This is a genomic window from Streptomyces hebeiensis (assembly GCF_052983195.1).
Genome location: NZ_CM129812.1, coordinates 2,195,801 through 2,215,757, shown reverse-complemented (window position 1 = coordinate 2,215,757; position 19,957 = coordinate 2,195,801). Strand labels below are relative to the sequence as shown.

The window sequence follows — 19,957 nt, the reverse complement described above, 5'->3', positions numbered from 1 at the left end:
GGCGCTCGGCTCACTCGGGCCGGGCGAAGGCGGCCTTCGCCTCGAAGGCCGCCCTGCGGGTGGCCCGGCGCAGCGCTTTGAGCAGGGTGCCGCCGACGGTCAGGGTCAGGACGGCCGTGAGCGCCGCCCGGCCCAGATCCCAGCCCAGTGAGGTCGCGGCGCAGTACGCGAGGAAGCGGACGAGGTTGTCCTGGACGGGTTCGCCCGGGTGGAAGGAGATGCCGGACGAGAGCCCGCCGAGGTACGTCCAGCCCTGGAGATTCATGACGGTGCCGTATGCGAGCGCGGCGCACGCGCCGTACAGCGCGAGCATCAGCGACTCGGCCCGGCCGCGCAGCCGGTCGGGCTCCGGCAGCAGCCCGGCGCCCATCGTGAACCACCCCATCGCGAGCATCTGGAAGGGCATCCAGGGACCGACCCCGCCGGTCAGCAGCGCGGACGCGAAGATGGTGACGGAGCCCAGGACGAATCCGAAGCCGGGGCCGAGGACCCGGCCGCTCAGCACCATCAGGAAGAACATGGGCTCCAGCCCGGCCGTGCCCGCCCCCAGCGGCCGCAGGGCGGCGCCCACGGCGGCCAGGACGCCCAGCATCGCGACCGCCTTGGCGTCCAGTCCGGAATCGGCGATCGTCGCGACGACGACAGCCATGAGGAGGGGCAGGAGCAGCGCGAAGAGCCAGGGCGCGTCCTGGGAATGGGCGAGCCCGGACGCGGGGTCGGCCAGCAGGGGCCAGCCGAAGGCGACGACTCCGATGGCGCTGACGAGGGCGAGCGCGCAGACGGAGCGCGGCCCCAGCCGCACGGCACGCCCCTGCGGCACCGGAGGGCGAGGCGGCCGCCGACAGGGATCCTGGGAGCCGGAGCCGGAGCCGGAGCCGGAGCCGGAGCCGGAGCCGGAGCCGGAGCCGGAGCCGGAGCCGGAGCCGGGGCTCGGGCTGGGGCTGGGGCCGGAGTCCGAATCCCGGGCCGCTGGGCCGCCGGGAGTGCCGGGAGTGCCGGGACTGCTCTGGGGTGCGGGGATGTCGGGGGTCATGCGGGCCGGTCGCCCCCGTCCGATGACAGGGCCGAACGGACCTGTGCCACCGTCAGCCATGGTTGGGGCGCCAGGACCTTCGCGACCTGGGGCGCGAACGCGGGGGACGAGACCACGACTTGGGAGGTCGCGCCGTCCGCGACGATCTCGCCGTCGGCGAGGATCACCACCCGGTCGGCCAGCTCCGACGCCAGCTCGACATCGTGGGTCGCCAGGACGGTTCCGTGTCCCGCCGCCGCGAGCGACCGCAGGATCCCCACGAGACGGGACTTCGCCGCGTAGTCCAGCCCCCGGGTCGGCTCGTCCAGCAACAGCAGCGGGGGCCGCCCGGTCAGGATGACGGCCAGGGCCAGCGCCAGCCGCTGCCCCTCGGACAGGTCACGTGGATGCGTCGTGTCGGCCGGCCCCGGAAGCAGTCGCTCGACCAGCGCCCGGCAACTGCCGGGCGCCGCGCCCGCGTCGTTGTCGGCGGCGGCGCACTCGGCGGCGACGGTGTCGGCGTACAGCAGGTCGCGTGGTTCCTGCGGTACGAGACCGACCTGGCGGACGAGTTCGCGCGGCGAGGTGCGGTGCGGGGCGTGGCCGCCGACGAGGACGGTGCCGGAGGCGGGCTCGACCGTACCGATGAGGGACCCGAGCAGGGTGGACTTCCCCGCGCCGTTACGCCCCATCAGCGCGACGGTCTCGCCCGGCGCGACGGTCAGTGACACCCGGCGCAGCGCCTCGGTCCGCCCGTGCCGCACGGTCAGGCCGGTTATGGAGGCGAGCGGAGCGTGGGCCGGCCCACCGCCGGGAGGCGAGGCGTCGGCCGGGGCACTGGAGGCGGTGCCGGCCGAACGGCCCTGGTCGGGAGCCGTGTCCGTGCCTCGGCGCAACAACCGGGCGAACGCGGACCGGACGAACCCTGCCCTGGCGGGCGCCGAGCCGGGGACCGGGGTCCCGTGGTCCGGCGCTGACGGCCCGGCCGTGGGGGCGGGCGAAGGCGCGGGGGTCCGGTCGGCCAGGCGTTCGCGGAGCTCCGCCGCCTTGCGCCGGGCGTCGCGTACGGACAGGGGCAGCGGCTCCCAGCCCGACAGCCGGCCCAGCTCCACCACCGGTGGGAACACCGGGGAGACGGCCATGATCTGCTCCGGGCTCCCGAGAACGGGGGCCTGGCCGGGACCGGGAAGGAGGATGACATGGTCCGCGTACTGCACGACCCGTTCGAGCCGGTGCTCGGCGAGCAGCACGGTCGTGCCGAGGTCGTGCACGAGCCGTTGCAGCACGGCGAGGACGTCCTCGGCCGCCGCCGGGTCCAGGGCCGAGGTCGGCTCGTCGAGTACCAGCACCCGGGGGTGCGGGGTCAGGACGGAGCCGATGGCGACGCGCTGGCGCTGGCCGCCGGAGAGCGTGGTGATCGGCCGGTCGCGCAGCTCGGCCAGGCCCAGCAGGTCCAGTGTTTCCTCGACCCTGCGGCGCATCACATCGGGTGCGAGGCCCAGGGACTCCATGCCGTAGGCCAGTTCGTCCTCGACCGTGTCGGTGACGAAGTGGGCGAGCGGGTCCTGGCCCACCGTGCCGACGAGGTCGGCGAGTTGGCGGGGCTTGTGCGTCCGGGTGTCCCGGCCGCCGACGGTGACACGGCCGCGCAGGGTGCCGCCCGTGAAGTGCGGGACCAGCCCGGAGACGGTTCCCAGCAGGGTCGACTTGCCGGCTCCGGAAGGCCCCACGAGCAGGACCAGTTCGCCCTCCGGAACGGTCAGATCGACCCCGCTGATCGCGGGTGCGGCGGTGTCGCCGTAGGTGACCGACACGTCTTCGAAGCGGATCATGGTGTCGTCTCCTTCGGTTCCGGCGCGTCCCCGGTCACCGCCCGGGTGGACGAGGAGGGTGACGGCGGCGTGGGCTTGGGCGGGGGAGCGGGAACGGGAAGCGGAGCGGACGCCGGCGCCGGCGCGACGACGGCGGGCAGCAGACCGAGCAGGGCACCCGCTGCGGGCCAGAGCGGGAGGGTGGGCGCGGTCGGTGGGACGACGCCCGGACGCAGAGCCTCCGGGTCGCCGACGCCCGCGCGGATCATCACCACCGCGACCGCCGCACCGGAGGCCGCCACCAGCCAGGCCCGCACCCCCCAGCGGTCGGGGCGGTACCGGCTGCGGGCCGAGCGCCGGCCCCCGAGCCACAGCCCGGCCAGCGCGGCGACGGCACCGGCGCAGAGCACCGGCAGGCCGTATCCGGCACCCTGCGCGGCCAGCAGCGCGTACGAACCGGCGCAGACGCCCAGCAGCCCGCCGAGCGTGAGGACGGTGGTGAGCCGGGCGACGGCGCGCGGAACATCGGCCGTCCGGCCGTATCCACGTGCGTCCATGGAGGCGGCGACGGCGATCGACCGCTCCAACGCGCCCTCCAGAACGGGCAGTCCGATCTGGAGGACTGCCCGTACACCGCCGGTGGGACGGCCGCGCAGTCTGCGTGCCGTGCGCAGGCGCCGGACGTCGGCGACCATGTTCGGTGCGAAGGTCATGGCCACGACGACGGCGACCCCGGCCTCGTACAGCGCGCCCGGCAGGGACTTGAGCAGCCGGGCCGGGCTGGCGAGCGCGTTGGCCGCGCCCACGCAGATCAGCAGCGTCGCCAGCTTCCCGCCGTCGTACAGGGCGAAGAGCAGCTGCTCGGCCGTCACCCGGCCGCCGATCCGCACGCCCCGCGCCCAGTCGGGCAGCGGCACCTCGGGCAGGGTGAAGAGCACATGAGAGCCGGGCACGGGGGAGCCGAGGAAGACCGAGAACAGCAGCCGGATGCCGATGACGGCCAGCCCGAGCGCCACGAAGGCGCCGTACGAACGGGCCCAGGGCGCGTCGGTCCTGCGGGCCGCGACGACATAGCCGGCGACGGCCACCAGCAGACCGAGGAGCAGCGGATTGGTCGTCCGGGACGCGGCCGTGGCCAGCCCGAGGGCCCACAGCCACCAGGCCCCCGCGTGCAGGGCGTTGGACCGGTCGGCGGCGGGGGCCCGGAGCACGAACGGGGGACGACGACGGGACGGGCCGCGCCGGACGGCGGTGCGGCGGGACGGTACGGGGAGGTTCGGGGTGGAGCTCATGACGTGCGGGTCAGCCGCGTCGGCGGCGGGCCCGCCAGAGGCCGGCCGCGGCGAGGGCGGCCACGGCGGCGACACCGGCGACCAGTCCCAGGGACGGGCCGCCGTCGTGGTCGCCTTCCGCGCCGGTGGCCGGGGCCGCGGTGTCCCGGGAGCCCCCGGCCGTCGTGCCCGCCGTCGTCGGCGTGGTCGGTGGGGTGGTCCCCGGCGGGGCCGCCGGCGCGGTCTCCTCGGGTTGCTTCTCGCCGTCCCGTACCTGCTCGCCGCAGCCGGACGCGGGGTAGCCGGAGATGGCGCACAACAGCGCGTCGGCGTTGTAGCGCAGGGGTTCGGCCACCGCGGCGAGGGCCTCGGCGGCGGTCGCGTCCTCGCCGACCCGGGCACACGTGGCCCGGGGCGCGGGCGGCCGCTCACCGTCCGGGGCGTCGGCGGCCGTACCGGGATCGACGACGACGGCGACCCGTTTGCGGCCGGCCTCGGCCGCGGTGTCCCCGCACACGGCCGCGAAGTCCGGCACGCCGCGCGGCTTCGCCGCGTCGCCGCTGTCCGCGCTCACCGAGAACCGGAAGCCGGTGACGGAGCCGTCGGCCGGGCGAGCCGTGGCGGGACCTTCCGTGGCATACGCCCACTCCCCGCCGTCGCTCTCCCAGAACGACCAGTAGCGGTAGCCGGCCGCCTGGGCGCTCCCGGCGCCGAGCGCGACCAGCAGGGAGACGAGGAGTGGCACGCCGGCCGACAGCGGAGCGCGGACGGGCAGCGGTATGCGAGACCCGGTCATGACCGCCGTGCCCTTCCGCGGCGGCGGATCAGGAGACCGAGTCCGGCAGAGGCGACCAGTGCGATACCGACGGCCCACGGGAGGACCGGGCCGGCCGCGTCGTCGGCCGCGCTCGCCGTCGTGGCCGACGCGCTCGAGGAGGGGAGGGGAGTGGGGGTGGGGCCGGTGGCGTTCAGACGCTGGACGAGGTCGACGCCGCCGAAGTCGCGTGGGTCGGTGTCCGTCGCATGGGCGGCGAAGAGCAACTGGGCGTAGGCGGCGGGGCCGTTCTCCTCGGCCCAGCCGGCCGCGTTCGTCTTCAGCCACTCCAGGGCCTGGGCCGCCTGGTCGCCGTATCCGGCGGCAGCCAGGGCGACGACCGCGTCGGCGGTGTTCCCGACGTCGGGCAGGGGCGTGCTGTCGTCGGTGCCGGGCAGCGGCGGCTGGACGAGATGGCCCGACGGGCCGAGCGCGGACACCAGATGGGCGGCGCCGTTGCGGGCGGCGCGCTCGGGCGAGGGGGCCGCCGTACGCACACAGTCCGGAGCGGGTCCCGGGGGCACCGGAGCGGTCACCATCCGCTTGCCGAGCCCGGCGAGGACGGCGGCGGCGGTGGCGTCCTCGTTGGCGCTCAGCCGGCCGGCGGCGTCGGGCTGGTAGGCGAAGGCCCCGGCGTCCGCGCCCGGCTCGCAGGGGATGGCGAAGCCGACCAGGGCGTCGTAGGCGTTCTTCCCCTCGGGGGACCGTACGGAACCGGGCCGTACGCCCGCGGCCGTGAACGCGCCGATGACGAGGGAGGTGGAGTTGGCGTCGCTCGGGGTGCCGGGGGTGTAGCTCCAGCCGCCGTCCGCGTTCTGGACGGAGCGGAGCCAGGCGACCGCCCGGCGCATCGCCGGTCGTTGGCCGCCCAGGCTGGAGAGGGCCTGCACGGCGGCGGCCGTGGAATTGGAGTCGACCGCGGTCGTCGTGTCGCAGGGAGTGGTGGGGTCGGCGCGGTAGGCCGGGAAGGCCCCGTTGGCGCACTGCTGGCCCTTCAGCCAGGTGACGGCCGCTTTCGCGGGCTTGTACCCGCCGGTGTACTGGCCCAGGAGTGCCAGCGACTGGCGCCACACACCGTCGTAGGCGGGGTCCTTGGTGCCGTACAGGCCCGCCGGGAGGCCCCCGGAGGCGGGCTTCGACGGCGAGGGAGGCGGAGCAGTCGGAGGAGAGGAGGCGTCCGGGGCCGGGGAGGAGGCGGACGGGGCGGGCGTGACGGGCACATCACCTCCCGCGTGGGCGGCCGGTGCGAGGGCCACGCCGAGTACGGCGGATGCGGCGAGCGCGGCGGCGCAGCGGCGAACGGTGGTCATGGGCGGGCTGGGCCTCTCCTGCGGGAGCCGGGCACCGGCACACTCGGGTACCAGGCTCCGGCCCGTAAACCTCGACGGTGCCGGCCACCGGCGGTTTCCGGTGGCACGAGCCGGTCACGACCATGTGCGGGGCGATCCGGCTCGCCACCGGTGACGGCGGCTCACGGCTGCGGGTCAGCGCCGGATTTCCACCGGCTTTCCCCCGTACGGGCATGATGACGACCCGCCCACTCTACCGGCCCGCGGAAGGACCCCTCCGGGGCGGTGGGCGGTGTGGTCGGGCGCGAGTGCGGTCAGGGCGGGCGCGGACACGCATGGGCGTGGACATGAGGCATGCATGGCGTCCCGTTGCGTCCGGTCTTGTGCCAGTTGATTCCCTTACGTGGTGTCAGTGATGCGCGATTTTGGGTTAAATCCGGCGAACAGTCGGGAAACACTTGCCCTTTGGCCAGGCAGCCCTCTTGTTGGCGTGATGTCTACGCGCGTATCTTGAGCCGCCTTCCCGCCTTTTCGTGGTACGGCTCCGCACCCTCCGCGGTGCTCCCCGCCTCCGTACCCCACACACCTGCCATCCGTAAGAAAGAGTTCCCCGTGTCCTCATCCATACCCCCGGCCTCCCCGGCGCCGCACGGCCGGCACCGCGGCGGATCCGTCGGCAGACGCGCCGGACGACTCGCGCTCCTCCTCCCCGTGGGAGTGGCGGGATCACTTCTCGCGCTCCCGCTCACCGCGCAGGCGACTCCCTCGCCGGACGCCGTCATCTCCGAGGTCTTCGGCGGCGGTGGCAACTCGGGCGCCGCCCTCTCCCACGACTTCATCGAACTGGGCAACTCCGGTGACGCGCCCTTCGACCTGACCGGCTGGTCCGTCCAGTACCTGAGCGGTGCGCCCACCGCCAACTCGAAGTGGCAGGTCACCGAGGTGACCGGGGCCATTCCGGCGGGCGGCGGCTACCTTGTCCAGGAGGCCAAGGGGGCAGGCGGCGACACCGCGCTGCCCACGCCCGACGCGAGCGGCGCCATCGCGATGTCGGCGACCGGCGGCACCGTCGCCCTCGTCCACTCCACGACCCCGCTGACCTGCCTGACCGCCGCCGACTGCGCGGCGGACGACAGGGTCAAGGACCTGGTCGGCTTCGGTACCGCCGTCGTACGGGAGACCGCCCCCGCCACGGGCGCGGGCAACACCACCTCGGTCACCCGGAACGCCGCCCTCACCGACACGGACGACAACTCCGCCGACCTGACCGGGGCCGCACCGACCCCCCGTAACAGCGCGGGCGGCGGCACGGGCGGCGGCGACGGTGGCGGCGAGCCGTCCCCCACCCCTTCGCCCGGCGACACCACCCCCGGTGACGTGCGCATCCATGAGGTCCAGGGCGCCAAGCGGCTCTCCCCGTACGCGGGCAAGAGCGTCACCAACGTCCCGGGTGTGGTCACCGCGGTCCGGTCCACCGGCTCCTCGCGGGGCTTCTGGTTCCAGGACCCCGAGCCCGACGACAACCCCGCCACGAGCGAGGGCCTCTTCGTCTTCACCGGCTCCGCCACACCGCGGGTCGAGCCCGGCGACTCGGTCCTCGTCTCCGGCAGGATCACCGAGTACTACCCCGGCGGCCAGAGCTCCGGCTCGCAGTCCGTCACGGAGCTGAGCGGCCCGACGACCACCGTCCTGTCCTCCGGCAACGAACTGCCCGCGGCCGAGGCGATCGACGCCGGCACGGTGCCCGAGAACTACGCGCCGGACGCGAAGGGCGGCAGCATCGAGCCGCTCGAGCTGAAGCCGTCCCGGTACGCGCTGGACTGGTACGAGTCCCGCGAGGGCATGCGGGTGCGGGTCGAGGACGTCCGGGTGGTGGGCGCGTCCAACGCGTACAACGAGACCTGGATCACCACCAAGCCCGGGCAGAACCCGACCCCCAGCGGCGGCACCGTCCTCACCGGCTACGACAACCCGAACTCCGGGCGTCTCCTGATCGGTTCGCTGACGGGCGGCAAGCTCAAGGCCAACGTCGGCGACACCCTCTCCGGCACCACCGCCGGCCCGCTGGACTACGCCAACTACGGCGGCTACGGCGTCCAGTCGACCACCCTGGGCGCGGTCCGGCCGGGCGGCCTCGAGCCGGACGTGGCGAAGCCGGCCAAGTCCGACGAGCTCTCGGTCGCCACGTACAACGTCGAGAACCTGGACCCGCAGGAGCCGCAGAGCAAGTACGACAAGCTCGCCCAGGGCATCGTCAAGAACCTCGCCTCGCCGGACGTCGTGAGCCTGGAGGAGATCCAGGACAACAACGGGGCCACGGACGACGGCACGGTCGCGGCCGACCAGACCCTCGCCAAGTTCGCCGACGCCATCAAGAAGGCGGGCGGTCCGGCCTACGACTGGCGCGCCATCGACCCGCAGAACAAGGCCGACGGAGGCGAACCGGGCGGAAACATCCGTAACGTCTTCCTCTTCAACCCCAAGCGTGTCAGCTTCGTGGACCGCCCGGGCGGCGACGCCACCACACCCGTGGAGGTCGTGAAGAACGGCAAGAAGGGCGTCGCGCTCTCGGCCTCCCCGGGCCGGATCAACCCCGTCTCGGACGCCTGGAAGAACAGCCGCAAGCCGCTGGCCGGCGAGTTCACCTTCCGCGGCAGGCAGGTGTTCGTGGTCGGCAACCACTTCAACTCCAAGGGCGGCGACCAGCCGGTGCACGGTGTCTTCCAGCCGCCGACGCTGGGCTCCGAGACGCAGCGACTGGCCCAGGCCAAGGAGGTCAACACCTTCGTCTCCGGCCTGCTCGCCAAGGACAAGAAGGCCAAGGTCGTCGTCCTCGGTGACATGAACGACTACCAGTTCTCCAAGCCGCTCACCACGCTCACCCGGGGCGGCGTCCTCGTCGACCTGATCAACACCCTGCCGCGGGGTGAGCGTTACAGCTACGTCTACGACGGAAACTCGCAGACGCTGGACCACATCCTGGTCAGCCCGGCCATCAAGAAGCCCGGCTACGAGGTCGTCCACATCAACGCGGAGTTCGCCGACCAGACGAGCGACCACGACCCGCAGGTCGTGCGCATCAAGTAGGACCAGTCGTACGACGATCCCGTCGGGCTGTGGCGTGGCGTGCACGTGCCTTCCGCGTGCACGCCACACGCGTCTCGGGCCCGAGGGCCGGGCCGTGGCCGTGGCCGTTCAGGCGCGCATGCCGCCGTCCACCGACAGCACCACCCCGGTGACGTACGACGCGCGGTCGCTGAGCAGCCAGGCCGCCGCCTCCGCCACCTCGTGCGGCTGGGCCGGCCTGCGCAGCGGCGTCTGGGCGTTGAGCTGCTCGACGATGCCGGGCTGGTGCGTGGCCCACTCCTCGATCAGTTCGGTCATGGTGGTGCCGGGCGCGATCGCGTTGACACGGATGCCCTCGGGGCCGTACGTGACCGCCGCCGACTCGGTGAGGCTGTTCACCGCGCGCTTGGCCGCGCCGTACGCCGGCAGGGCCGGATTGCCCCGCAGGCTCCCGACGCTGCTGTTGTTGACGATGGCGCCGGTGCCCGCCGTCGCGCGGATCGCCGCGATCTCCGCCGACATGGCCAGCCAGGTGCCCTTGAGGTTGATCGTGAGGACACGGTCGAAGTGCGTTTCCGGGATCTCGGCCAGCGGGGCGGGCGGGACCCCCATCCCCGCGTTGTTGAACGCCACGTCGAGCCGGCCGTGCAACTCCACCACGGCGTCGACCGCGCCCTTGACACCGGCGGGCTCGGCGAGGTCGCACAACACGTAGTCGGCGGTGCCGCCGTCTGCCCGGATGTCCTCGGTGACCGCTTTCAGCTCGGCTTCCGTACGGGCCGCGAGCACCACCTTGGCTCCCTCCCGGGCGAACAGCCGCGCCGCCGCGGCCCCGATGCCCCGGCCGGCACCGGTCACGAAGGCGATCTTGGCGTTGAGCAGTCCGCGGGGGACCGCTTCCGTTCTGGTCGTCGTCGTTTCGCTCATGACCGAAGTCTGTTGGGCGCGGCCCCGGCGCATCCAGGGATTGCCCGTACGTGGTAGACGGTTGGACCAACGGCGCACGCATCACACCTCGGCGGCACGCGCGCCCCGCGCGCCGGGTTTCCTCCGCCTCACGCGCCTTTTGCGGGGCGCGCCCGGACATGAACCCGCTCCCCCTGCGCCCCGAACAGAGTGAGGAATTCCACCGGCCTGTCACCCCCGTTGAGGAACGCGTGGGGGGTGCGCGTGTCGAACTCGGCAGCCTCTCCCGCCGTCAGGACCAGGTCGTGCTCCCCCAGGTAGAGGAGCAGTGTGCCGGAGAGGACGTAGAGCCACTCGTAGCCCTCGTGGGTGCGCTGTTCGGGCCGGCCGCCCAGCGCGTCGGGAGACATGGTGACGGGCATGATCTGTTTGTAGGCGTGCAGCCCGCCGAGGTGCCTGGTCAGGGGTACGAACGTCTGGCCGTACCGGGTGAACGGACGCGGGTGGATCCGGGGATCCCCGGTGGCCGGCGCGCCCACCAGTTCGTCCAGTTGCACACCATGGGCCTTGGCCAGCGGCAGCAGGAGTTCGAGCGTCGGTTTGCGCTGCCCGGACTCCAGCCGCGAGAGGGTGCTGAGCGAGATCCCGGTCCGCTCGCTCAACTGGGCCAGGGTGGCGCCGCGCGCGCGCCGCAGCGCTCGCAGCCGGGGACCCACGGCCGCCAGCACGGGGGTGAAGTCGTCTTCCGCCATGGGGTTCATTTGCCGTGACGGCAACTGCTTTTGTCAAGTGGTGATCTCGACGGCGACGGCGGTGACGGCCCCCGGGCCCCGGGACGACGCGGGGACGCGCGGTACCGGGGCCCTGGCTTTCTCGCTGTCCCGGGACCTCACAGGCCGCCGGTGCACAGCAGGCGGTTCGGCGAGGACGGGCTGATGGGGGAGACGACGTTCCTCGTGGACCGGCCGGCCGGCCACGTCTTGACCAATAGAGCCGAGGCGGTCGGGTGCTCCTCCTTGTACAGCGCCGCCACGCCGGTCATGTGCGGGGCCGCCATCGAGGTGCCGCTCTCGGCGACCGAGCCGCCGCCCAGCTTGGCGGAGACGATGTCCACGCGCGGCGCGTACAGCGACAGGCACCTGCTGGTCGATCCGGTCCAGCCCCCAGCTCAGCGCCGGGACCCCGCCCGCGCCGGGGCGGCGGGGGTCCCGGCCGCGAGGGCCGTCGCAGCGGCACGCGCTCCTGCAGGGCATCGCGCATCGGCGTACCGGTGTGTGTCGCCGCATGCGCGACCACCCGTCAATCGGCCACCTGGCACCCGGCCCTGGAGCGGGCACGGGCCGTATGGAGCAATGCGGGGCTCTGTGAGGGAGCGGGCCCGGTGCGCGCGGAGGGGTCCGTGCGAGGGGAGGGACCGGTACGCAGGACGTGCGGACCGCCGCGGGCGGCGCCGTGGTGTGAATCACCCGGCCCGGCCCGTACGATCACGCTACTTGCCGGTAAATTCGAGAGTCGTGGGCGATCGTCCCTGGCCGCGCGCCCGGGGGGAACTTGTTCCGGCTCGTCGTCGGCGGTTACGCTCCGCCGAACATGCGTGCTACGCACATAGAGTGCAGTGAGAAGGGGGCCGGGAGTGACCGCTGAGTCCACAGAGGCGGGCACCGGGGCGGAGTCCCCCACCGGCGATGGCGCCACCGGTACCGGCGGTCACGACAGCGGCGACGAGCGGCCGTTGCGCATCGCGCTCCTCAGCTACAAGGGGAATCCTTTCTGCGGAGGTCAGGGCGTCTACGTACGCCACCTCTCCCGCGAACTCGCCCGCCTCGGCCACCGCGTGGAGGTGATCGGGTCCCAGCCGTACCCCGTGCTCGACGAGACCGACGGCGTACGCCTCACCGAATTGCCCAGCCTCGACCTCTACCGGCAGCCCGACCCGTTCCGCACTCCCCGGCGCGAGGAGTTCCGCGACTGGATCGACGGCCTCGAGGTCGCCACCATGTGGACCGGGGGCTTCCCCGAGCCGCTGACCTTCTCGCTCCGCGCCCGCCGCCATCTCCTCGCCCGCGCGGGCGACTTCGATGTCGTCCATGACAACCAGACGCTCGGCTACGGCCTCCTCGGCGAACTCGGCGCGCCCCTGGTCACCACCATCCACCACCCCATCACCGTCGACCGGCGGCTGGACCTGGCCGCAGCCGAGGACTGGCGCAGGCGCGCGTCCGTACGCCGCTGGTACGGCTTCACCCGGATGCAGAAGCGCGTCGCGCGCCGGCTGCCCTCGGTGCTCACGGTCTCCGGGTCCTCCCGGCAGGAGATCACCGACCAGCTCGGGGTGCGCCAGGACCGTGTCCACGTCGTCCATATCGGGGCCGACACGGATCTGTTCGCGCCGGACCCGGCGGTGCCCGAGGTCCCCGGCCGGATCGTGACGACCTCCAGCGCGGACGTACCGCTCAAGGGCTTGGTGTACCTGATCGAGGCGCTCGCCAAGCTCCGTACCGAACACCCCGCCGCACACCTCGTCGTCGTCGGCAGGCGCCCGGAGGAGGGGCCGGTGGCCACGGCCGTCGAGCGGTACGGGCTGGAGGGCGCCGTCGAGTTCGTCAAGGGCATCTCCGACGCCGAACTCGTCGAGCTGATACGGGGCGCGCAGGTCGCGTGCGTGCCGTCGCTGTACGAGGGCTTCTCCCTGCCCGCGGCCGAGGCCATGGCCACCGGCACCCCGCTGGTCGCCACGACCGGAGGGGCGATCCCGGAGGTCGCGGGCGCCGACGGCGAGACCTGCCTGGCCGTCCCGCCGGGCGACGCGGGAGCGCTGGCGGCCGCCCTCGGCCGGCTGCTGGCCGACGACGGACTGCGGGCCCGGCTGGGCGCGGCGGGCCGGGAGCGGGTGCTGGCCCGGTTCACCTGGGCGAGGGCCGCGCGGGGCACGGTGGAGCTGTACCGCGAGGCGATCGCCCGCCGCCGGGCGCCCGGGCGGACGCCGCTGACGCCGCCGACGAGGTCGCGGTCGCCCCGCCCGCCGGGGCCCTACGACGGCTCGGGGCCCCACGACGGCTCCGGCCGGCCCGCCGCCCCCGACCGATCCGGCCGGCCCGGCCAGTCCGCCCGATCCTCCCCGACGGGGATCCCGGACTCCTCCGTTCCCGCCGAACCTTCCGGCTCTTCCGGCCCTTCCGGCTCCCGCCGTTCCCCCGACCGCGAAAGCAGGACCCCGTGCTGACCGTCGACTTCACCCGCTTCCCGCTCGCCGCGGGTGACCGCGTGCTCGACCTGGGATGCGGCGCGGGCCGGCACGCCTTCGAGTGCTACCGGCGCGGCGCGCGGGTCGTGGCGCTGGACCGGAACGGCGCGGAGATACGCGAGGTCGCGGCCTGGTTCGCCGCGATGCGGGAGGCGGGGGAGGCCCCGCCGGGCGCCACCGCCACCGCCATGGAGGGCGACGCGCTGCACCTGCCCTTCCCGGACGAGTCCTTCGACGTCGTGATCGTCTCCGAGGTCATGGAGCACATCCCGGACGACAAGGGCCTCCTCGCCGAGATGGTGCGGGTGCTCCGGCCCGGCGGGCGGATCGCGGTCACCGTGCCGAGGTACGGGCCCGAGAAGGTGTGCTGGGCGCTCTCCGACGCGTACCACGAGGTCGAGGGCGGCCACATCCGCATCTACAAGGCCGACGAACTGCTCGGCAGGATGCGGAAGGCCGGGCTCAAGCCGTACGGCACCCACCACGCGCACGCGCTGCACGCCCCGTACTGGTGGCTGAAGTGCGCCTTCGGCGTGGACAACGACCAGGCGCTGCCCGTTCGCGCCTACCACAAGCTGCTCGTCTGGGACATCATGAAGAAGCCGCTGGCCACCCGGGTCGCGGAACAGCTGCTGAATCCGGTGGTCGGCAAGAGCTTCGTGGCGTACGCGACGAAACCGCACCTGCCCTCGCCGGCCCCGGCGGTCCCGCCGGCCGCCCCGTCCGTGCCCGCCGCGTCCGCACCGGACGCCAGGTGACCCTGCCCGGCCGAGGGCCGGACGCCGCCGAACACCTCGTCCTGCCCGGCGTCCTCACCGCCGAGCAGGCCGCCGAGACCGTCGCCGGCATCCGTGCCGTCCAGCGGCCGGACGGCGCGATCCCGTGGTTCCGGGGACACCACCTCGACCCCTGGGACCACGTCGAGGCGGCGATGGCGCTGGACGCGTCGGGCGAACACGAGGCGGCGGCCCGCGCGTACGACTGGCTGGCCCGGCACCAGAACGAGGACGGCTCGTGGTACGCCGCCTACCGGGACGAGGCCGGCTCCCCGCCCGAGGACCTCGGCCGCGAGTCCAACTTCTGCGCGTACGCCGCCGTCGGTGTCCGGCACCACTACCTGGCCACGGGTGACGACGCGTTCCTCGACCGGATGTGGCCGGTCGTGCACGCGGCGGTCTCCTTCGTCCTCGAACTCCAGCAACCAGGCGGGCAGATCGGCTGGCGGCGCGAGGCGGACGGCACGGCGGTCCACGACGCGCTGCTGACCGGCTGCTCGTCCGTCTACCACGCGCTGCGCTGCGCGCTCGCGATCGCCGAGGAGCGTGAGGAGCCGCAGCCGGACTGGGAGCTGGCGGCGGGCGCGCTCGGGCACGCGATCACCGGCCACCCCGAGCGGTTCCTCGACAAGAACCGCTACTCGATGGACTGGTACTACCCCGTGCTCGGCGGCGCGATGACCGGGCAACAGGCCAAGGCCCGCATCGAGGACGGCTGGGACCGCTTCGTCGTGCCGGGGCTCGGCGTGCGCTGCGTCGCGTCCAACCCCTGGGTGACCGGTGGTGAGAGCTGTGAACTCGCCCTCGCGCTGTGGGCGATCGGCGAGTCCGACCGGGCGCTGGAGATACTCCAGTCCGTCCAGCATCTGCGCGCCGAGGGCGGCAGGTACTGGACGGGGTACGTCTTCGAGGGCGAACGGGCTTTCTGGCCGGAGGAGTTCACCACCTGGACCGCCGGTTCGCTGCTGCTGGCGGTGGCCGCGCTGGGCGGGGACGAGGCGACCACCGCCGTGTTCGGCGGCGAACGACTCCCACGCGGCCTGGAGCCCGACTGCTGCGGGTAGTCCCGGGCAGGACACGGGCCCCGCCGGGGCCCGTGACCGAGCCCGGGGTTCAGAGCCGGCGCAGCCTGTTGGCGAGGCCGTGGCCGATGGCCAGGTACACGATCGCCGCGAGACCGTAGCCGCAGACCACCCGGGCCCAGGCCGCGTCGAAGGTGAAGAGGTCGTAGGACCAGCCGGCGAGCCGGCGCGCGGCGCCCTGGACGAACTCCACCAGTTCGTTGCCGCGGTTGGCGTCCAGCAGGTACATCAGAATCCACAGACCCAGGATGAGGGCCATGACGTCCGCGACGACGACGACGGCCGTCGCCACGGAACCGCTTCCACTGCGATGACGTGAGGACATGCCGTTCGTGTTACCGCTTGTGCATGCGTGAAACGCGGCGAAACCGGCTGACTCGGTCCGCCGCCGAAATTAGGCTGACGGCCATGACGCTTCTGGACTATGACCGCTACTGCGCACAAATCCTCGACGAGACCGCCGCGTTGAGGGCGGCGCTGACCGGTGCCGATCTCTCGGTCACCGTGCCGACCTGCCCCGACTGGACGCTCGAAGAACTCGCCCGCCATGTCGGCGGTGCCCATCGCTGGGTCGAACTGATCGTGCGGACCAGGGCCGCGGAAGCGGTTCCGACGGAGCAGGTCACCGGGACCGAGCCCGACGCCGACGGCCCGGCCGCGCTGGACGCCTGGCTGGCGGACGGGGCGGAGAAGGCCGTCGCCGCCCTGCGCGAGGCCGGTCCCGGCACGGATGTGTGGAGTTGGGCCTGGGAGCGCGGCACCGCCTTCTGGGCGCGCCGGATGACCCACGAGACGCTGATCCACCGGGCGGACGCCGCCGTGGCCGCGGGTGTCCGCTACGAGGCGGATCCGTGGGTCGCGGCGGACGCCATCGACGAGTGGCTCCAGCTCGTCGGCTTCGTGGCCGCGGGTGAGGATCCGCGCTTCGCCTCCCTGCGGAGCGGTCGGCGGCGCACGATCCGGCTGACCGCCACCGACGCCCCGGAGGGGCTGGACGCCGACTGGCTGTTCGAGTTCGGTGACGGCGGTTTCCGTTGGCGGCGCGGACAGGGGGAGTGGCGCGGGACAGCGGTGGCCGCGGGGGCGGAGGAGGCACTGGACGCGGAGAAGGCGCCGGAGGCGGAGGTCACCCTGCGCGGCCCGCTGACCGAGGTGCTGCGCGCCTTCTACCGTCGGCTGCCCGTGGACAGCGAGCTGGTCGAGGTGGTCGGTGACGCCGAACTGCTGGACCAGTGGCTGGAGAGGGCGTCGTTCGGCTGAGACGACGGAGCCCACCCGGCGGCGTCCGTACCGTCGGACGGACGCCGTGCGCGCACGACATGACATGACCGTGGCCCCCGTCCGGAGTGGAACGGGGGCCACGGTCATGTCATGTCATGTCGTGCCGGTCGCCGTCTCGTCGGACGGCGGCGGCCCGGCGACGGGCGTCAGCCGCGCTGGATGCCCGAGGTGTCCTGGAGCACGCCCCGGCGGCCGTCCTGCGTCTGGGCCACCAGGCCCGCGCCGCGCTGCTCGACCGCCAGGTACCAGGTGCCGGGCGCCAGTTCGGCGATCGGCGACGGCGCGCCGTCCTCGCCGAACAGCGGGCGCGCCACCGGCACCGCGAACCAGAACGGGGAGAAGTCGCCCGCGGGCGCGTTCCCGTCCGCCGCCGGCTGCCCCTGCGCACCGTACTGCTGGGGCTGGCCCTGCGTACCGTACGGCTGCGGGCCGCCCGGGTAGCCGTACCCCTGGCCGGGGGCGCCGGGCTGGCCGCCGTACGGCTGCGGCGTCTGCGGCTTCGGCGCGCCGACGAGGGCGGGCTGGAGCTGCGGCACGAGCGGGGTGGCCACGGCGGCGCCCGCGAGGGCCACGGCGCCGATGAAGCCGAGGATCTGGCCGGCGCCCGCGGTGCCGTCACCGATGAGGTACCACAACGAGGTCCAGGCGGCGAAGATCGCCAGCGCGACGCCGAACTGCGCGATGTCCAGCCCCGCGAGCTTCCGAGGCTGGGGCAGGGCGCGGGCGGTGACGATCAGCGCCGCGGCGATGACTCCGGCCAGGTGGATGCTCATCACGACGCCCAGGATGTCCCACGCCTTCGAGGAACTGTAGGCCGAGTCGTAAAACTTGAGGAACGAGGCGATGAACAGCAGCACCGCTGCTCCGATCACCACGCCGTCACCTCTCGTGAGGGAGCGGATGTTCACGTGAAAGTCCTTCGTCAGTCGTCTCGTCGGGGCGGTCGTCGCGGCCGCCGGTATGGCGCGGCGGTGCACGGTGCGAAGCTCGGGGGCGGCTCCCTATCGTACGGATGAATCTATCGTCTGCCCGTACGGGACGTCTGCCGGGTATCCGGGCCGCTATCCACCCGTTACGAAGCGCGTACGAAGTCCCTTGCGAATCGGTGTCGCGACGCTCGTCGCGCGGGCTGTTCCGGGGCGCGTTACGGGTGTTGTCACCAAGGCCGTGACGAAGACCGACCGTGGAGAAGGCCGCTACGAGGCGATACGGGACGACCGGGCGCGGGGGCCCGTGTGAATCGCGCGGGAGGGCGCGAGGCGCCGGTCCCGCGCGGGTTCACCGTTTCATTTCTCCGGATCCATTTCTCCGGATTCACTTCTTCAGGAAGCCCCCGATGCCGTCCGCGAGACCCTGGGCCGCTTTCTGCCGCCATTCCGCGTCGGTCAGCGACGCCGCGTCCTTGGAATCACGCATGTTCCCGCACTCGACGAAGACTTTGGGAACGGTGGACAGGTTGAGGCCGCCGAGATCGTCCCGTACGTCCAGACCCGTCCCCTCGCCGAGGTAGTTGGCGGGGGCGCTGCCCGTCGCCCGGGCGAACTTCCCGACGATGTGTTCGCCCAGATCGCGGGACGGTCCGACGATGGGCGCGGTGTCCGCCCCACCGCCCTTGACCAGCGCCGGAAGGATGACGTGGAAGCCTCGGTTGCCGGGCGCCGAGCCGTCCGCGTGGACGGAGACGACGGCGTCGGCCTTCGCCTTGTTGCCGATCCGGGCCCGCTCGTCCACACAAGGGCCGTACGGGCGGTCGGCGTCATGGGTGAAGGTGACGGTAGCGCCCTGTTCCCGGAGAAGGGTGCGCAGCCGGCGGGACACGTCGAGGGTGAAAGTGGCTTCCGGATAACCGGCATTGGTGGAGGTGCCGGTGGTGTCGCATTCTTTGCTGTTCGTTCCGATGTCCACCGGCCTGTTGATCTCTTCGGTGTGATCGCGGTTGCCGGGATTGTGCCCGGGATCGACGACGACGACTTTCCCGGCGAGCGGACCGGTCGGGGGAGCTTCTTTCCCGTCCTGCCCGCCGCCCGCGTTTCCGGGGTCGCCGGGCTTCCCCGCGTGCGCGGGGTTCCCGGAGTTCCCAGGGTTACCGGCGCCGCCGGTAACCCCCGAATCCCCGTTATCGCCGGTACTGCCGGTACTGCCGTTGTTCTGGCTGTCCCGTGCGCCTTGTGAATCTTGTGCGCCGGTTGTGGACGGCGCGGATGAAGAGGCGGAAACGGATCCGGCCGCTGTTGTGCGGGGATCGTCGTCGGATCCGCTCGCACCGTGCCAGACGAACCACCCGGCCAGCGCGGTCGGCACCAGGGCGGCGGCCGCGAGGGTGAGGGTGGACCGGCCGGGCCGGCGGCGGACGGGCTGCGGGGGGCTCTCGTCGTACGACACGCGGCGATCGTAGACCGGGTACGGGTCAGATGCCCGGTGCCGTCCGCCGCAGCACGCGGAGCGTGTCGGTCGCCGAGACCTCGGCGAAGGCGCCGGACGCCAGCGCCCGGAGAAAGACGCGGTAGGGCGCCTGGCCGCCGAGCGCCGGGTCGGGGATCACGTCGTGGATCACCAGCAGCCCGCCCTCCGCGAGGTGCGGGGCCCAGCCCTCGTAGTCGCCGGTCGCGTGCTCGTCGGTGTGGCCGCCGTCGATGAAGACCAGGCCGAGCGGCCTGCCCCAGAGGCGGGCGACCTGCGGCGACCTGCCGACGACCGCGACGACGTGGTCCTCGAGACCGGCGTGGTGGAGCGTGCGGCGGAAGGCGGGGAGCGTGTCCGTCCGGCCCGTGTCGGGGTCCACGACGCTCGGATCGTGGTACTCCCAGCCGGGTTGCTGTTCCTCGCTGCCACGGTGGTGGTCGACGGTGACCGCCACCGTGGCGGCGTCACGGGCCGCGGCGGCCAGCAGGAGCGTGGAGCGGCCGCAGTACGTGCCGACCTCCAGGAGCGGCAGCCCCAGCGCGGTGGCCGCCCCGGCCGCCGCGGCGTACAGCGCGAGCCCCTCGTGCTCGGGCATGAAGCCCTTGGCGGCCCGGAAGGCGGCGAGTGTCTCCGGCGCGGGAGCCGGCGCGGGTTCGGTGGGGGTGGGCATCGGCTCGTCTCCTGCGGGGCGGGTCGGTACGGATGGGTATACGTCCGCGGCGGCGGACGCGGACGCGGTTACGGGTACGCGCGTCGGCCCGGGTACGGAGTTCCGCCCCGGGCAGGAGCGCGGCCCCGCCGACATGCTGGCCGCCCATGCTGCCGTACGCCCCGAGCCGCCCGGTCGGCCGGGGCACGAAGGTGGGACGGGCGGCTCTCGCGCTCCTCGCCCCTGCTGCCGTGCCCGGTCCGGCCTGTGGGCCCCGGGCCCGGCCACCCGCTCAGGTCCGGCCTGTGGGGCTCGGGGGCGCCCACGTGCTCAGGTCCGGCCACGGCGCTCGG

16 protein-coding genes and 1 pseudogene are annotated in these 19,957 nt (G+C 73.4%); 5 read left to right on the top strand and 12 right to left on the bottom strand.

Going from position 1 to position 19,957, the window contains the following annotated elements; all coding sequences use genetic code 11:
• Positions 1-10: 10 nt before the first annotated feature.
• From ACU6P3_RS09420 to ACU6P3_RS09400, 5 genes are all read right to left on the bottom strand, one after another.
• Complete coding sequence (locus ACU6P3_RS09420; protein WP_447196728.1) at positions 11-802, bottom strand: ECF transporter S component; 792 nt, start codon at positions 800-802, stop codon at positions 11-13.
• Positions 803-1,029: 227 nt separating this feature from the next.
• Positions 1,030-2,844, bottom strand: coding sequence for an ABC transporter ATP-binding protein (locus tag ACU6P3_RS09415; protein ID WP_447196727.1), 1,815 nt, complete (start codon positions 2,842-2,844; stop codon positions 1,030-1,032).
• Positions 2,841-4,115, bottom strand: a complete 1,275-nt coding sequence (locus ACU6P3_RS09410; protein WP_447196726.1) for an energy-coupling factor transporter transmembrane protein EcfT — start codon at positions 4,113-4,115, stop codon at positions 2,841-2,843. The genes ACU6P3_RS09415 and ACU6P3_RS09410 overlap by 4 nt, the downstream gene beginning before the upstream one ends.
• A 10-nt stretch (positions 4,116-4,125) precedes the next feature.
• Positions 4,126-4,890 carry an SCO2322 family protein gene (locus ACU6P3_RS09405; protein WP_447196725.1) on the bottom strand — a complete coding sequence of 255 codons (765 nt, stop codon included), beginning with the start codon at positions 4,888-4,890 and terminating at the stop codon, positions 4,126-4,128.
• A complete protein-coding gene (locus tag ACU6P3_RS09400; protein WP_447196724.1) occupies positions 4,887-6,218 on the bottom strand; it encodes an SCO2321 family membrane protein in 1,332 nt (443 codons plus the stop codon). Before ACU6P3_RS09400 ends, ACU6P3_RS09405 begins: the two co-directional genes overlap by 4 nt.
• 690 nt (positions 6,219-6,908) lie before the next feature.
• Between ACU6P3_RS09400 and ACU6P3_RS09395 the strand changes: the two genes are divergently transcribed.
• Positions 6,909-9,284, top strand: a complete 2,376-nt coding sequence (locus ACU6P3_RS09395; protein WP_447197822.1) for a DUF8508 domain-containing protein — start codon at positions 6,909-6,911, stop codon at positions 9,282-9,284.
• Positions 9,285-9,392: 108 nt separating this feature from the next.
• On the opposite strand, the gene ACU6P3_RS09390 is transcribed toward ACU6P3_RS09395, so the two are convergent.
• The 3 genes and pseudogenes from ACU6P3_RS09390 to ACU6P3_RS09380 all read right to left on the bottom strand — a co-directional run.
• Entirely contained in the window at positions 9,393-10,190 is a 798-nt protein-coding gene (locus ACU6P3_RS09390) for an SDR family NAD(P)-dependent oxidoreductase (protein ID WP_447196723.1), read from the bottom strand.
• Positions 10,191-10,318: 128 nt separating this feature from the next.
• Positions 10,319-10,921 carry a helix-turn-helix domain-containing protein gene (locus ACU6P3_RS09385; protein ID WP_447196722.1) on the bottom strand — a complete coding sequence of 201 codons (603 nt, stop codon included), beginning with the start codon at positions 10,919-10,921 and terminating at the stop codon, positions 10,319-10,321.
• A 137-nt stretch (positions 10,922-11,058) separates the two neighbouring features.
• Positions 11,059-11,307: pseudogene (locus ACU6P3_RS09380) on the bottom strand (S8 family serine peptidase); the annotation flags it as partial.
• Positions 11,308-11,802: 495 nt separating this feature from the next.
• Between ACU6P3_RS09380 and ACU6P3_RS09375 the strand changes: the two are divergent.
• From ACU6P3_RS09375 to ACU6P3_RS09365, 3 genes are read left to right on the top strand one after another with little or no spacing between them, the layout of a single operon-like run.
• The gene (locus ACU6P3_RS09375; protein ID WP_447196721.1) at positions 11,803-13,392 is read left to right on the top strand and encodes a glycosyltransferase family 4 protein; all 1,590 of its coding nucleotides are present in this window, start codon (positions 11,803-11,805) and stop codon (positions 13,390-13,392) included.
• Entirely contained in the window at positions 13,386-14,171 is a 786-nt protein-coding gene (locus ACU6P3_RS09370; RefSeq protein ID WP_447196720.1) for a class I SAM-dependent methyltransferase, read from the top strand. The genes ACU6P3_RS09375 and ACU6P3_RS09370 overlap by 7 nt, the downstream gene beginning before the upstream one ends.
• Complete coding sequence (locus ACU6P3_RS09365) at positions 14,168-15,253, top strand: prenyltransferase/squalene oxidase repeat-containing protein (RefSeq protein ID WP_447196719.1); 1,086 nt, start codon at positions 14,168-14,170, stop codon at positions 15,251-15,253. The genes ACU6P3_RS09370 and ACU6P3_RS09365 overlap by 4 nt, the downstream gene beginning before the upstream one ends.
• 49 nt (positions 15,254-15,302) lie before the next feature.
• On the opposite strand, the gene ACU6P3_RS09360 is transcribed toward ACU6P3_RS09365, so the two are convergent.
• The gene (locus ACU6P3_RS09360; protein WP_030746563.1) at positions 15,303-15,596 is read right to left on the bottom strand and encodes a hypothetical protein; all 294 of its coding nucleotides are present in this window, start codon (positions 15,594-15,596) and stop codon (positions 15,303-15,305) included.
• A gap of 83 nt (positions 15,597-15,679) precedes the next feature.
• Here ACU6P3_RS09360 and ACU6P3_RS09355 point away from each other — a divergent pair, with 83 nt between their 5' ends.
• Entirely contained in the window at positions 15,680-16,531 is an 852-nt protein-coding gene (locus tag ACU6P3_RS09355) for a maleylpyruvate isomerase family mycothiol-dependent enzyme (RefSeq protein WP_447196718.1), read from the top strand.
• A gap of 167 nt (positions 16,532-16,698) precedes the next feature.
• Here the strand turns inward: ACU6P3_RS09355 and ACU6P3_RS09350 are convergent, their stop codons facing one another.
• From ACU6P3_RS09350 to ACU6P3_RS09340, 3 genes are all read right to left on the bottom strand, one after another.
• Complete coding sequence (locus ACU6P3_RS09350; protein ID WP_447196717.1) at positions 16,699-17,460, bottom strand: hypothetical protein; 762 nt, start codon at positions 17,458-17,460, stop codon at positions 16,699-16,701.
• A 406-nt stretch (positions 17,461-17,866) separates the two neighbouring features.
• Entirely contained in the window at positions 17,867-18,934 is a 1,068-nt protein-coding gene (locus tag ACU6P3_RS09345; protein WP_447196716.1) for an N-acetylmuramoyl-L-alanine amidase, read from the bottom strand.
• A gap of 25 nt (positions 18,935-18,959) precedes the next feature.
• Entirely contained in the window at positions 18,960-19,625 is a 666-nt protein-coding gene (locus ACU6P3_RS09340) for a class I SAM-dependent methyltransferase (protein ID WP_447196715.1), read from the bottom strand.
• Between the last annotated feature and the right edge of the window lie 332 nt (positions 19,626-19,957).